Annotated in this window: 18 protein-coding genes; all 18 read left to right on the plus strand. The window is 61.1% G+C overall.

The window, feature by feature from the left end:
- Nucleotide 1: 1 nt before the first annotated feature.
- The 18 genes from K8374_RS09565 (at nucleotide 2) to K8374_RS09650 (ending at nucleotide 13,733) form a co-directional block, all read left to right on the plus strand.
- Nucleotides 2-340, plus strand: a complete 339-nt coding sequence (locus K8374_RS09565; RefSeq protein ID WP_224458815.1) for an HNH endonuclease — start codon at nucleotides 2-4, stop codon at nucleotides 338-340.
- 158 nt (nucleotides 341-498) lie between these two features.
- Nucleotides 499-999 (plus strand): terminase small subunit, encoded by a 501-nt coding sequence (locus tag K8374_RS09570; RefSeq protein WP_224458816.1) that lies wholly within the window; start codon nucleotides 499-501, stop codon nucleotides 997-999.
- A 3-nt stretch (nucleotides 1,000-1,002) separates the two neighbouring features.
- On the plus strand, nucleotides 1,003-2,682 hold the full coding sequence (locus K8374_RS09575) for a terminase large subunit (RefSeq protein ID WP_224458817.1): 1,680 nt from the start codon (nucleotides 1,003-1,005) through the stop codon (nucleotides 2,680-2,682).
- Nucleotides 2,683-2,684: 2 nt separating this feature from the next.
- Nucleotides 2,685-3,896: a phage portal protein gene (locus K8374_RS09580; RefSeq protein WP_224458818.1), complete on the plus strand. Its 1,212-nt coding sequence runs from the start codon at nucleotides 2,685-2,687 to the stop codon at nucleotides 3,894-3,896.
- Nucleotides 3,883-4,524 (plus strand): HK97 family phage prohead protease, encoded by a 642-nt coding sequence (locus tag K8374_RS09585; protein ID WP_224458819.1) that lies wholly within the window; start codon nucleotides 3,883-3,885, stop codon nucleotides 4,522-4,524. Before K8374_RS09580 ends, K8374_RS09585 begins: the two co-directional genes overlap by 14 nt.
- Nucleotides 4,521-5,723 (plus strand): phage major capsid protein, encoded by a 1,203-nt coding sequence (locus K8374_RS09590; protein WP_224458820.1) that lies wholly within the window; start codon nucleotides 4,521-4,523, stop codon nucleotides 5,721-5,723. The genes K8374_RS09585 and K8374_RS09590 overlap by 4 nt, the downstream gene beginning before the upstream one ends.
- 54 nt (nucleotides 5,724-5,777) lie before the next feature.
- Nucleotides 5,778-5,996 carry a hypothetical protein gene (locus K8374_RS09595; RefSeq protein ID WP_224458821.1) on the plus strand — a complete coding sequence of 73 codons (219 nt, stop codon included), beginning with the start codon at nucleotides 5,778-5,780 and terminating at the stop codon, nucleotides 5,994-5,996.
- Complete coding sequence (locus K8374_RS09600) at nucleotides 5,997-6,296, plus strand: head-tail connector protein (protein ID WP_224458822.1); 300 nt, start codon at nucleotides 5,997-5,999, stop codon at nucleotides 6,294-6,296.
- Nucleotides 6,296-6,622 (plus strand): phage head closure protein, encoded by a 327-nt coding sequence (locus tag K8374_RS09605; RefSeq protein WP_224458823.1) that lies wholly within the window; start codon nucleotides 6,296-6,298, stop codon nucleotides 6,620-6,622. Before K8374_RS09600 ends, K8374_RS09605 begins: the two co-directional genes overlap by 1 nt.
- 14 nt (nucleotides 6,623-6,636) lie before the next feature.
- Nucleotides 6,637-6,816 (plus strand): hypothetical protein, encoded by a 180-nt coding sequence (locus K8374_RS09610; protein ID WP_224459303.1) that lies wholly within the window; start codon nucleotides 6,637-6,639, stop codon nucleotides 6,814-6,816.
- Between the two features lie 3 nt (nucleotides 6,817-6,819).
- Complete coding sequence (locus K8374_RS09615; RefSeq protein WP_224458824.1) at nucleotides 6,820-7,320, plus strand: HK97-gp10 family putative phage morphogenesis protein; 501 nt, start codon at nucleotides 6,820-6,822, stop codon at nucleotides 7,318-7,320.
- The gene (locus tag K8374_RS09620; protein WP_224458825.1) at nucleotides 7,313-7,699 is read left to right on the plus strand and encodes a DUF3168 domain-containing protein; all 387 of its coding nucleotides are present in this window, start codon (nucleotides 7,313-7,315) and stop codon (nucleotides 7,697-7,699) included. The genes K8374_RS09615 and K8374_RS09620 overlap by 8 nt, the downstream gene beginning before the upstream one ends.
- 55 nt (nucleotides 7,700-7,754) lie before the next feature.
- Nucleotides 7,755-8,255: a hypothetical protein gene (locus K8374_RS09625; protein ID WP_224458826.1), complete on the plus strand. Its 501-nt coding sequence runs from the start codon at nucleotides 7,755-7,757 to the stop codon at nucleotides 8,253-8,255.
- Between the two features lie 40 nt (nucleotides 8,256-8,295).
- Nucleotides 8,296-8,625 carry a hypothetical protein gene (locus K8374_RS09630; RefSeq protein WP_224458827.1) on the plus strand — a complete coding sequence of 110 codons (330 nt, stop codon included), beginning with the start codon at nucleotides 8,296-8,298 and terminating at the stop codon, nucleotides 8,623-8,625.
- 293 nt (nucleotides 8,626-8,918) lie between these two features.
- Nucleotides 8,919-9,254: a hypothetical protein gene (locus tag K8374_RS09635; protein WP_224458828.1), complete on the plus strand. Its 336-nt coding sequence runs from the start codon at nucleotides 8,919-8,921 to the stop codon at nucleotides 9,252-9,254.
- Between the two features lie 53 nt (nucleotides 9,255-9,307).
- Nucleotides 9,308-12,499, plus strand: a complete 3,192-nt coding sequence (locus K8374_RS09640; RefSeq protein WP_224458829.1) for a phage tail tape measure protein — start codon at nucleotides 9,308-9,310, stop codon at nucleotides 12,497-12,499.
- 44 nt (nucleotides 12,500-12,543) lie between these two features.
- Nucleotides 12,544-13,128, plus strand: coding sequence for a hypothetical protein (locus K8374_RS09645; RefSeq protein WP_224458830.1), 585 nt, complete (start codon nucleotides 12,544-12,546; stop codon nucleotides 13,126-13,128).
- Nucleotides 13,128-13,733, plus strand: a complete 606-nt coding sequence (locus K8374_RS09650) for a hypothetical protein (RefSeq protein WP_224458831.1) — start codon at nucleotides 13,128-13,130, stop codon at nucleotides 13,731-13,733. Before K8374_RS09645 ends, K8374_RS09650 begins: the two co-directional genes overlap by 1 nt.
- The last annotated feature ends 1 nt before the right edge of the window (nucleotide 13,734 follow it).

Here is a 13,734-nt window from a genome sequence, read left to right on the forward strand (position 1 = left end):
CATGGCCAGGCTCAAGACGCTCGGCTCCCGCATCAAGGAGAGCGCAGGCTCTCGGGTCAAGGTAGTGACACCTGGTAGCTGGCGAAGCGGCATGACCAGCTCCCAGCGAGGCTACGACTACCGGTGGCAGAAGGCTCGAGAACAGTACCTGAGCGACAACCCGCTTTGTGTCTACTGCGCCAGGCAGGGGAGAACCACTGCCGCCTTCATCGTCGACCACATCGTCCCGCACCGAGGCGACAAGGATCTGTTCTGGAACCAGGACAACTGGCAGTCGCTGTGCAAGCCCTGCCACGACTCGGTCAAGCAGGCCGAGGAGGCTGCTGGCCTGATGGGCTGACCGTCAGCGGAATGGCGCGCGGTCGCCCGAAGCGCCCTCGAGGCACGTCAGTGGCGTGCTGCTAGGGTGGGGGGCGGTCAAAATATAGCCGTTCTCATCTAGCTAGACCGCCACCGACCCCACGCGCACATTTTTCTCGACCCTCAAGGTTTTTGTTAATGGTGTTAACAGACAAACAGCGACAGTTTGTTGACGCTAAGGCCCGAGGTGCGTCCAACAAAGAAGCGGCGGAAGCCGCAGGTTGCAAGGCTTCCGTCGCTGCTGCGTCGGGTTCCAGATGGGCCAATGACCCCAAGATTGCGTCCGCGATCCTTGCCCGAAAAGCAGAGCTGAGTGTTAACCCTGAACCGAAGAAGAGGGGACGGAAACCGAAGGCTGATGAAAGCCCCGATGGACCCATTGAGATCAACGAGGCCGACGGCGAATACCTCAGCTGTCTCCCGTCCACCCAGGATCCGCTGGAGTGGTTGCTGGCCTTAATGAACGAGCCCCGAGCCAAGGTCTTCGACCGGCGCAACGCCGCACAGACGGCCGTTCCCTATGTCCATGGGAAGAAGGCCGACGCGGGCAAGAAGGAGCAGAAGGCCGAGGCCGCCAAGGAGGCCGGCAAGGGCCGCTATGCCCAGGGCAAGCCACCGCTCTCCGTCGTGAAGGGGTAACTCATGCAATGGACCACGGCCTGCCCAGACTGGTGGCGGCGCCTGGCTGCCGGCGAATCGATCATCCCACCGCCGTTGTTTCCCGACGAGGCCGAAGCAAGTCTCGAGGTGTTCAAGGGGCTGAAGATCGTTGACGCCCCTGGCAGCCCTACTATCGAGGCCTCCTGCGCACCCTGGGTGCTGGCCTTCGCCGGCGCAGTGTTTGGTAGTTACAACAGCGAGACAGGCGAACGTCTGATCCGCGAAGTGATGCTCTGCATCCCCAAGAAGAACAGTAAATCGACTATCGCCGCCGGCATCATGCTCACCGCGCTGATCCGCAATTGGCGCCTCTCGGCGGAGTTCATCATTCTGGCCCCGACCAAGGAGATTGCTGACAACTCCTTCATCCCGGCCAAGGACATGGTCAACAACGATGATGAGCTGAAGGCCTTGCTGCATGTGCAGCCACATTTGAGGCTTATCACCCACCGTGAAACCGGCGCAACGCTCAAGGTCGTGGCTGCTGACAGCGACGTGGTGGGCGGTAAGAAGGCGGTCGGCGTTCTGATCGATGAGGCCTGGCTGTTCGGCAAGAACCCCAAGGCAGCGGACATGATCCGCGAAGCCACCGGCGGCCTGTTGTCCAGGCCTGAAGGTTTCATCATCTGGCTGACGACCCAGTCGAACGAGCCCCCAGCCGGCGTGTTCAAGTCGAAGCTGACCTATGCCCGCGGTGTGCGGGATGGCCGCATCGACGACAACCGCTTCCTGCCGATCATCTACGAGTTCTCGAAGGAGATGATCGACAGCGGCGAGGCCCGCAAGCCCGAGAACTTCCACCTGGTCAACCCGAACATTGGTTACTCGGTAGACCGTCCAACCCTCGAACGCCTGCACATGCAGGCGGAAATCGACGGCGAGGCGGAGATGCGCGGCTTCCTGGCCAAGCACCTCAACATCGAGATTGGCTTGGCCCTGATGTCCGACAGTTGGGTCGGCGCCGCATTCTGGGAGCCCCAGGCCAAGCCAGGCATGACCCTGGATGATCTGCTCGAGCAGTGTGAGGTCATCGTCGTTGGGGGGGATGGCGGGGGACTGGATGACTTGCTGGGCCTGGCTGTCCTTGGCCGGGTTCGGGAGTCGCGCACCTGGCTGCATTGGGCGCATGCCTGGGCCCACCCGTCCGTTCTGGAGCGCCGCAAGTCAGAGGCGCCGCGCTTGCTCGACCTGCAGGCAACCGGTGACCTAACCATCGTCGACAAGATCGGCGACGACGTTGATCAGTTGGCGGCGATCGTAGCCCGGATCAATGAGGCCGGCCTGCTCGACAAGGTCGGTCTCGACCCGGCTGGCATCGGCGCAGTACTGGATGCGCTGGCGGATGTCGGCATCGACGAGGAGCAGATCGTTGGTATCTCGCAGGGCTGGAAGCTCACCGGCGCGATCAAGACGACCGAGCGCCGGCTTGCCGAAGGAACCTTCATTCACTGCGGGCAGCCGCTCATGGCCTGGTCCTGCGGGAACGCCAAGGGCGTACCGTCGGCCAACGCCTTCTTGATCACCAAGCAAGCCTCCGGCACCGCAAAAATTGACCCGCTCATGGCGACCTTCAACGCCGTGTCGCTGATGGCCCTCAATCCCGAGGCCCGCGGCGGCCTGGACGATTACCTCAACCACGGCTTCTTCGGATTAGTAGGCTGACCATGGCATTCAAATGGTACAACCCCAGGACCTGGGGCTTCTTCGGCTACACCGACCCGACCACGGGCGACTATGTCGAGGTTGACCTCGAGGTGGGCGGCAAGCGCACCAAGGCCGGTGTGCGTGTAACCCCCAAGACGGCACTGTCCATCAGCATGGTCTGGTCCTGCGTCAAGATCCTTTCCGAGTCGCTGAGCGGGCTACCGCTCAAGCTGTACGAGGACAAAGAGGGCACGCGGGCGCTGGTCACCGGCAATGACCGGATGCTCAAGCTGCTGCGCAAGCCGAACCCCTACATGACCCGGTTGAACTTCCTCAAGTTCGTGGTCGTGAACATGGCATTGCGTGGCAACGCGTTCGCCCTGATCGAACGCAACATCCACGGTGATCCGATTGGCCTGGTACCGCTGGACGGCCGGAGCGTGAAGATCGACACCGACGAGGATCTGATTTACCTGGTCACCCCCAAGGAGGGGGATCCGTTCCCGGTATCGCCGGAGCACATGCTGCACTTCAAGCTGTTCAGCCTGGACGGCATCGTCGGGCTTTCGCCTATCGAGCACCAGGCCGAGACCATGGGGCTGGCGAAGGCTGGCCAGCAATGGTCGGCCCGCTTCATGCGCAAGGGCGGCTTCACGGGTGGATACGTCATCTACGAGCAGTTCCTCACCAAGGCCCAACAGGCCCAGGTCATGGAGAAGTTCCCGGACGTGCGCAAGGCTGACGCTGACGACATCGGCAAGATGGCGATCCTGCAAGGTAACCCCAAGATCGTCCCGGCTGGCATCAGCCAGAAGGACGCGCAGTTCATCGAGTCGCAGCAGTTCCAGGAAGAGGCGCTGGCGGGCATTTACGGTGTGCCGTTGTGGCTGGCCAACCGAGCGGGCAAGACCTCGATCATGGGCTCGAACCTGGAACAACAGCTCACCGGGTTTATCACCTTCGGCTTGAAGCCCTACATCGACGCCGTCGAGGACGAGCTCAACGACAAGCTATTCCGGTCAACGACCCGATTTGTCGAATTCGTGGTCGAGGGCCTGCTGCGCGCGGACAGTGCCGGGCGCGCCGCCTACTTCCAGGCGGCGCTCGGCGGCTCCGGCGGTTCCGGTTGGCTTTCAATCGACGAGGTCCGCGAGAAGGAAAACTACCCGCCGCTGGGCGGCGACTACGCCCGGGTCACCCGGTGGGAGATGCAAAAAAATGGCGAACCTTGAATGCCCGTTCGAGCTCAAGGCCGTGGATGAAGCCGGCAACTTCGAAGGCTACGCCGCGGTGTTCAACAACGTTGACCTCGGCGATGACGTGATCCTGCCTGGCGCTTTCACCCGGGTGAAAGCAACACGTGGCGGAAAGCTGAAGCTGGCCTTGTATCACGATCTGACCCGCCTGGTTGGCGCCGCCGATTATCGCCAGGACGACCATGGCCTGTACCTGAAAGGCCAGGTCAACCTCAACGTCAGCTATGCCCGAGACGCCTATGAGCTGATGAAAGCGGACATCCTCGACAGCATGTCGATTGGCTTCAACACCATTCAGGCGGACCCCGGTGAGCGTGACGGCCGGCGCGTCCGCCTCATCAAGGAGGCCGAACTCTGGGAGGCCTCATTCGTGCCGTTTGGCATGAACCCCCAGGCACAGATCCTCAGCGTCAAATCAGACATCAGGCTTTTCGAGAAGGCCCTGCGCGAACGCATGGGGCTCTCGCAGAAGGAAGCGGCGGCAGTCGCTTCGCTCGGCTACACCGCGCTACGCCGTGACGGCGGGAGCGAGGCCACGGCGATCGTGGATGAGCTGAAAGAACTTCCCAACTTGTTCACCCAATATTTTGGAGTATCGCCATGAGCGAAGTTAAAGAAATCAAGGATTCCCTCGAGCTGCAGCTGAAGAACGGCTTCGGCGAGCTGCAGAAGAAATATGACGCGGCCATGGAAGAGGTCCAGAAGGGCAACCAAGTCACCGGCGACCTGAAGAAGCAGATCGAAGACCAGAAGGGCGAACTGCAAAAGGTCATCGACCAGGTCCAGGATCTGGAACAGAAGGGCGTCAAGCTGCGCGGCCAGCCAGGTGAAGGCAAAAGCTTTATCGACCTCATCAAGGGCGATGATACCTACAAGGCGTTGAACCAGAAGAACGCCTCCCTGGCCCAGCTCGAGGTGACCAAGTCCGACATGGCCAGCATGAAGGAAATGAAGGTCACCAGTGCCGGTATCGTCGCCCCGGTCTACGATCCGGTCATCCAGCCGGGTATCCGCCAAGAACTGCGTATCCGCGATCTGCTGACCTCGATCCCGGTCTCCGGCCAGCAGTACACCTACTTCCGCGAGGATGTGCACACCCGTGGCGCCGCTCCGGTGGCCGAGGGCGGCTTGAAGCCGACCAGCAACGTGACCTTCACCAACGTCACCGACCGCGTGAAGAAGATCGCGGTGTGGATGCCGGTCACCGACGAGGCGCTGGACGATGTGCCTCAGATGTTCGCCTACCTGCAGCAGCTTCTGCGCTATGACCTCAAGCTGGAAGAAGAGTCGCAGATCCTCAAGGGTGACGGCCTCGGCGAGAACCTGAACGGCCTGATGACCCAGGCTACCAGCTACAACACCGCCCTCAGCAAAGCTGGTGATACCGCCATCGATCTGGTACGTCGAGCCATTTACCAGGTCCGCAAGCAATCGCAAATGTCCGCAGATGGCGTTGTGATGACCGAACTGGACTGGATGAACATCGAGCTGCAGAAGGATGGCGAGAACCGCTACCTGTTCGCCAACCTGCAGGGCCTGGTGACCCCGATCCTGTGGGGCCGTCCGGTGATCACCTCCGACAGCATGGACGAAGGTGATGGCACTACCGGCGGCGAGTTCCTGGTGGCCAACTTTGCCCGCTCCACCACGCTGTTCGACCGTATGTCGTTCCTGTTCAAGATGGGCCTGATCAACGATCAGTTCATCAAGAACGAACGCGCGCTCTTGGTCGAGGAGCGTCTGGGCCTGGGCGTCCGCCGCAAGGAGGCGCTGGTCAAGGGCAACTTCCCAGTCGCCGCGTAACCCACTCACAGCGATGGCCGGCCATGCGCCGGCCTTTCCGCATCTGGAGGCAGTATGAAAATCAAGATTCTGTGGGGCTTCGTCGGCAATGGTGCGTTGCTCAAAGCCGATTCGAACAAGGTCAAGGCCGGTGCGGTGTTCGACGACGTAGACGACGAATACGCCCATTCGCTGATCGGCAAGGGCCTGGCCGAAGAGGTCGGTGATGACGGCAAGCCAAAGGTGGCAAAGCCCAAGGAAGCCAAGCCGACGGCTCCCAAAGAGGCCAAGTAAATGCTCGACTTGGCCAACGTGAAGATGCACCTGCGGGTCGATGGCGATGAAGAAGACGCCTTGATCGGCGGCTACATCGAAGCGGCCAAGGCCCACGTCGAGCAGCACTGCGACCGCAAGCTGGTGGAAACCGAGCCGATTGAGCCTGATGAGATGGGCCTGACCCGCGACGTTGAGCAGGCCGTCCTGCTGCTGGTCGGGCATTGGTACGCCAACCGTGAGGCCGTGGCCGTGGGCACCATCGCTACCGCCATGCCGCTCGCTGTAGAGCGGCTGCTCTGGTACAGGAAGCGCTTCTGATGAAAGCCGGACCGATGCGGCACCGCTGCCGCTTGAGTAAGTACGAGCGCGTGCAGAACGACACTGGCGGCTACGACCAAGCCTGGGTGGAAGTCGGCGAAGTATGGGCGGAAATCACCATGCCCACCGGGCGTACGGCGCCCGTAGCCGAGCAGGTCGAGGCGGTCATCAGTGCTGAGGTCCGCATCCGCCCTCGGGCCGACATCGCTGTTGGCTGGCGGCTGGCTGAAAAGCGCAGCGGCACCACCTACACGGTCGAGGCCCGGCTGCTCAACAACGAACGGGACATGCTGCGCTTGCTGTGCTCCAGTGTCCCGAATCCATGAGGTGATCCATGAAAATGAAGATCCAGGCCCTGGGGCCGCTGACCGGAGCCTCCGGCGAGCGTGAGAAGGGGGAACAGTTCGAGGTCGATAAGGCCTACGGCGAAGGGCTGATTGCCCGCGGTTACGCGGTGGAGATCAAGGAAACCGCCGCTTCCCCCGACAAGCCAGCGAAGGCCGCCAAGGCCAAGGAGTGATCCATGGCCCGGCGCTCCAGTCTGCGGGGCGACATCCGGCTCCGGCGGACGCTTCGCAACATCCATCGAACGATGGACAACGAGTTGAAACCGGCGATGGAGGATGCCGCCAATCGCATCCTGGCGACCCAGCAAGAGCTGATTCCAAAGGATACGGGTGCCGCTGCCGCCGCGCTGAAGGTCTACGTTTCGCCCAGTGGACTCGATGCGCAGATCGGTATCCGCGGCAAACGTGATAACCGTCGCTTCTTCTACCTGCGCTTCATCGAGTACGGCACCAAGGGCTACATCGGCGAGAAGCGCGCCGGCAACCGCAACAAGCGGGCGACCAACAAGAGTGACGGTACCCACTTCTTCGGCAAATACCCGGACATCCCGGCCCGCCCCGCGCATCCCTGGCTCCGTCCGTCGATGCAGGTCAACCGCGAGTATGTGATGGCCGATATCGAAGCCGCTGTGCGCCGAACGCTGCGCAAGGCAAGCCAGGGGGTAGGCAATGGCTGATCCATCCGTGGCGCTGCAGAAGGCTCTGTTCGCCAGGCTTCGCGCCGAGGTCAGCTGCCCGATCTACGACGGCGCCGACATCAATACACCGATGCCCTATGTGTCGATCGACCGAGAGCTCTCCACGAACGCGAGCCCCATCGCAGGACGAAAGCGCGAAACACGCTTGATCTACCTGTCCGTGTGGTCCGACAAGGTTGGCCAGGCGGAGGTCAAGCAGATTATCGGCGAGGTCATCGCCGCCTTGGACGAGCGCCGCTTGCCCCTCGAGGTTGGCCGCGCTGTCTCTGTCCGGGTCGAGCAGGCCGACGCCCAGCGCGATGCCGATGGCGTCACATACCAGGGTTCGATCACCGTTCGCGTGATCACCACCCACTGATTACCTACCGGCCGCGCCGCGGCTTTTTTTCCAATGAGCCTTTGGAGGATTCCCCATGGCCGATGACAACCTGAACACAGCCGCCGGCTGCCGCCTCGCCATTGGCGGCAAGACCGGCGCCGATACCCAGACCGAGTACGAAGCAGACACTTACGTCGATGTAGGCGAGATCGAAGACCTGGGCGAATTTGGCGATACCTTCAGCAGCGTGACCTTCACGTCGCTCAAGGACGGCCGGGTGCGCAAGTACAAGGGCACAGCTGACGCTGGCGATCTGACCCTGACCGTGGGCCTGGACAACGGTGATGCGGGCCAGAATGCGGTGAAGACCGCGCACAAGGACCGCAGCAAGGGTGACTACAACATCAAGATCACCCTCAACGACGGCGATCCGGACGCGACCCCGGCGATCAACCCCAGCACGTTCTACTTCCGCGTCAAGGTCATGAACAACACTGTGGCCCCCGGTGCTGCTGACAACGTGGTCCGCCGCAACATCACCATGGGCATCAACTCCGACATTCTCGAGCTGCTGCCGGCGCCGGTCACCCCATAACCTCTTCGGGGCTCCGGCCCCGACCTCACAGGATTGAGCAATGAACAAGACACTGCACGGCACCGTGACCGTGAAATTGGGCGATGAGGAGTTCACCCTGCAGCCCACCCTCAAGGCTGTGCGAGCGATCGAGAGTCGCTTCGGCGGCCTGCGCGGGGCTTCGGGAGCCCTGCATGCTGTTGGCGTAGATGCGGTGGCCTTCATCATTGCCGCCGGCGCCGGCCTGGAAGGGAAGGCAGCCGAGGCACTACCCGAAAAGGTCTGGAAGGAAGGTGTGGCCGGGCTGACACCGGCAGTCACCAAATACCTTGGCGCGCTCTACAATCCGCGAGGCGGCAACGAGGGAAACGACCAAGCCGGGACGGCGTAAGCGCTGTCGAAGACGGCAGCTACGTCGACCGGCTGTATGGGATCGCAACTGGCTGGCTGGGCTGGGCGCCTGATGTGGCCTGGTCTACGCCGCTCCCTGAGCTGTTCATGGCCATGGATGCCAGGATTGAGTGGGTGCAGATGACTAACCCCTTCGGCAGCGGGAAGAAGCAGGGAGCGAAGGAGAAGCCAAGCGCTTCGAGCGTGGCTGACAAATTGCGGATGGCGCTGACGGGAAGACGGACCAATTAGCGTTCTGTTAGTCTTCCCTGTTCGAGTGCGAGGGATTGACGAATGCAAAAAATGGTAATGATGCTTCCTGCTTTTTTGTTGCTGGCAGCCTGCGGGAAATCAGATGCGGAAAAGGCCGAAAGTGCAGCCGCAATGGCTGAGATAAGAAACCAGCGCGTCGCTAGAGAATTTGTGGGCGGGGTCTTAAAGGATCCAGGCAGCGCTGAGTTTCGTAATCAACGCGGACTTTGCGGCGAGGTGAACTCTAAAAACTCGTTTGGGGGTTATGTTGGTTTCAGGAGATTTATCGCAGCAAGCAAGGAAATGGTAGTTTTCGAAAATGATGGCCGTATGAACCCAGGCGATTTTGAAACAGCCTGGTCAACGCACTGCCGTTAGTGTTCCAGTTTTACCACCCGCTTCGGCGGGTTTTTTATTGCCCGGAGAAAAGCATGGCTGACCAACAAGTCCATGGGATGCTGGTTCAGATTGAGGCGACGACTGCTCAGTTGCGACGTGAATTGGCGGGTGCCGATCAGCTGGTTTCCAAGACCAGTCAGGCAATTGAACGAAACCTGGCGACGGTTGACTCTGCGTTTGATCGAGCGGGCTCTGCGGCTCAGGGGGCAGGAACACTCATGCGTGGGGCCTTTGCGGCCTTAGCTGGCGCTGGGCTGATCGGAGGTATCATTAAGCAGGTTGATGCCTACGGCCAGATGTCTGACCGGATGAGAGCGGCCGCAGGGAGTGCGGGCGAATACCAAATGGTGCAAGAGCACCTAATGCGGACAGCCCAGGAGACATACCGGCCTCTCGCCGAGGCCCAAGAGCTATACATCCGCACCGCCGACGTGATGCGTAGCCTGGGCTTCAACACGCAGCAGACGCTGGATATCACTGATAGTTTCAGCTTCCTCTTGGTGACAAACGCTGCGGCGGCTGATAAAGCTGGTTCAGCACTAGACGCCTATTCTAAGGCACTCCAGACCGGTAAGGTTGAAGTTGATGGCTGGCAGTCGATCCAGGCAGCAATGCCGACCATCGTAGATGCTATAGCCACTGCAACAGGCAAGGGCACCGATGAGGTGCGCAAGCTTGGTAGTAATGGGAAACTGGCCCTTGAGGATATTAATACTGGGCTGCTGCAAACGGTGGAAGCCAACCGTAAAGCGGCCGCCGATATGTCCACGAGCGTCCAAGACGCCTTGGTGAACATCGGCACCGCGATTGGCAACTACCTTGGGAGAATGGAAGAGCAGACCGGCGCCATTGGTGGTCTTTCTAAAGTCCTCGCCGCGATTGGGGAGAATTTCGATTTAGTCGCCGTAGCCATTGGCGGCGCCGGTGTGGCAGCGCTTACCAGCTATACCGCAAAAACATACATGGCGGTGAAGGCTGCCGTAGCTCAGCGGGTAGCAGAGTTCAGGAATGCCCAAGCGGCGTTAAGCGGTGCTGAGGCCCAGCGCATCTATGCCCAGGCGCAGGTACAGCAGGCCGAGGCCTCAGTCGCTGCAGCGACCGGACTGCAGCGACTGTCTTTGGTGCAGACACAATTGCTGCCCAAGCAAGCCGCTCTCGTTGCATCCACCGAGGCGTTATCTATCGCTCAGACCAACTTGACGCGCGCTGCCACTGGCGGCCTCTTGGCGGCGCTCGGTGGCCCTATGGGGCTGGCAATTCTGGCTGGCACCGCTGCAGCCAGTTTCTTGCTTCTGCGCGACAATGCCGACCAGGCAGCCGTCAGCCTGGAAGACATGCGCAAACCTCTCGCCCAGCTACGTGAGGAATTCCAGAAACTCAACAAGGACCAGCGCGCTGCAGCCTTAGTGGACTGGGAGCGGCAGCAGGTCAAGGCGGCGCAAACCGTAAAGGACGCCTATGGCGATCTGGCTCAATCCATCCGATCCGCAGTTGTGACGGCGCCTGCCAGAGATTCTGGTGGGCAGTACAACCGGCAGTTGGCGGACTACCAGGGAATCATCGGCAAGCTGAACGAAGCGAGAGCATCTGGTCAGGATCTTTCGCCGATTTTGAAGGATGTCGCTGAACGCTTACATATCCCGGCTGGCACCGTGCAAGAGTGGTTCATCCAGGCCCGCGCGCTCAGCAATGCCGGGCAGGAGTCTAGCCGTGTAACCGAAACGCTGAAGGCTCTCACCGGCGCGACTGATGAAAATACGGCCTCGACACAGGCCAACAATGCTGCGAAAGCCGGCATGAGCACGGCTGGGCAGACCTACCTCGAGACGTTGCAGAAGCAGCTAGGAGGCCTGCAGGACAACGGCAGCGCGATCAAAGCAGCCAACCGCTACATTGCCGAGCATGCCGATCTCACCGAGACCGACCGTCAGGCGATCCTATCAGCCGCGAACGCGATAGAAGCGCAGAAGAAGGCCAACCAGGGCGCCAAGCAGGAAACCAAGGACGCCACTTCAGCGCAGACGAAGCTGAACCAGCAGTTGAAAGAAGCGGAGACCGCTTACCAACAGCTGAAAAAAGTCTACGACCCTGTGGGAGCGGCGGCTGACGAGTTCAAGAAACAGGTTCAGGGGTTGGACCTGCTGTTGACCCAGAAGAAGATCACCACCGCTGAGTACGGCCAGGCGATTGCTGCGCTGGCTGGCCAGTTCAACCAAGCCGTTCAGGCGTCCACCGGATTGTCCCAGGCCATGAAGTATCAGGCCGACCTCGAGCGCCAGTTGGCGATTGCGCAGCAGCAGGGCGATGCCGCCGCCGCGGCAGTGGGGATGGGTGACAAGCGAGCCAGCCGGGCGCAGTCGCGCCTTGCGTTGGAGCAGGAAAACAACAACAGAATCCTGGCGCTGCGGGATGAGCTGGCCACGGCCACTACTGAGAAGCAGCGGCAGGAACTTGAAAAGCAAATCGCCTTACGCCAGGAGTACGGCGCGAAGTTGGTGCAGGTTCAGGAAGACACCTTCACCAAGATCGATGCGGCCCAGGCCGACTGGAGTAACGGCGCAAGGGCAGCTTTGGAGAACTACCTCGACAGCGCTGCCGACGTCGCCGGCCAGACGCAGGAGCTGTTCACCAATGCGTTCGACAACCTTGAGGATGGCATCGTCCAGTTCATCAAGACCGGTAAGGCATCGTTCAAGGACTTTGCGGACGCGATCATTGAGGACCTGATCCGCATCCAGGTGCGCCAGGCCGCCGCAGGCTTCCTCAGTTCGGCGTTCGGCTTCCTTGGTGGCGGTACCCAGGCGCTCGGGCAGGGCACGATGACCGGCTTCAGTGAGGTCATCCCTAATGCCAAGGGCGGGGTCTACGACTCGCCTAGCCTCTCGGCCTTTTCCGGTGGCGTATACGACAGCCCTCAGATGTTCGCCTTCGCCAAGGGCGCTGGCATCTTCGCCGAGGCCGGCCCTGAAGCGATCTTGCCTCTTCACCGTGGCCCTGATGGGTCGCTGGGTGTGATGGCGGCAACCGGCGGCGCGGGTGGCGGTGAGGCTTCGGTGTCGTTCGGTGGCATCACCCAGCACATTCAGGTATCGGGCAAGGCCGATGCGGCCACCCTGGCGGATGTGCGCAAGGCCGCGGAGCAGGGCGCCAGGGATGGCTATAACCTGATGTTGAGGGACTTTCAAACAAATGGCGCGGCGCGGCAAATGCTCAACCGCAGGTGAAACACCCCAGCCCGCTCCGGCGGGCTTTTTCTTGGAGCTACCCAATGGCGGAAGAATGGCCCGAGCCCCTGGAGCCCACTGAGGTTACCTGGGGTATCGTCCACAACAACCGGGCGTTCACTTCGTCGCTGTCAAACTCCCAGCAGATCGTGGCGAAGCCGGGCTCCTACTGGTTCTGTACGCTCAACTTCGGCGTGCTCTACGAAGAAGACGAGCGCGAACTGACTGCGCTGTTGGGGCGCCTGCATGGCATGTTCGGGACGGTCAACATCCCGGCTATCACTCGGACGCGAACGGACAACATCGGCGCCCCAACCGTCTTGGTGGCCACTGCCCAAGCCTCATTCCTGCAGCTGCAGGGTATGACGGCCAGCAGGCGCGTATTCAGCCGGGGCGATTACATCACCATCAATGGCGAAATGTTCGAGGTGGTAGAGCATGCATCGAGCGATGCCACCGGCAAGGCCACGGTTTACGTGAACAAGCGTGTGCGCAAGACCATCGCTGCCGGCGCCAAGGTTGAGTACCAGAACCCATACTGCGAGATGCGGCGCATGGATGACACCAATCAATGGACCATTCAGCCCGTCGTGTCGAACGGCAGCTACCAGTTTCGGGAGGCATTCTGATGGCGGGCAGCATTTTCCCATTCAGCCAGTCGGTCGTGGATATCATCGCCAAGGGCAATTTCATGTCGGTATACGCCTGCCAGTTGGATTTTCCAGACGGCATGGTGTTCGCGCACACCGGTACCGGAGACCTGGTTATTGACGGCATCACCTACCAGGGTGTCGGCACGTTCGGTTCTGTTGGTCAGTCGCAGGAAAGCAGCAACTCAGGGTCGCCCATGTCGGTCGAGCTGACTCTCAATGGCCTGGACGTTCAGATCATCACCGAGACCTCGCTCAAAGGATGCCGCGGGCGCGCCGGCAAACTGATGTTCGTGGTGTTTGACGAGGATGGCACTTACGCCGCTGACATCCTGTTCAGCGGTCGCATGGACGCGGCCAAGTTCTCCTACGCCGGCAATGGCGAGGAGGGCAACAGCATCACGGTCCCGCTGATTGACCGCATGGCCGAGTGGAACCGCACTGGCACCGAGCGCTGGACCGACGAGAACCACCGGGCCCGCCGGCAGGATGACCGGTTCTTCTTTGCCATCGCGCAGATTGCCGACTGGCCCATCTACTGGGGCGCCTCGAAGGACGCCCCGAAGTTCACCTACGAGAGCTGAC

Source organism: Pseudomonas sp. p1(2021b) (assembly GCF_020151015.1).
GTDB classification, from domain to species: Bacteria; Pseudomonadota; Gammaproteobacteria; order Pseudomonadales; family Pseudomonadaceae; genus Aquipseudomonas; species Aquipseudomonas putida_K.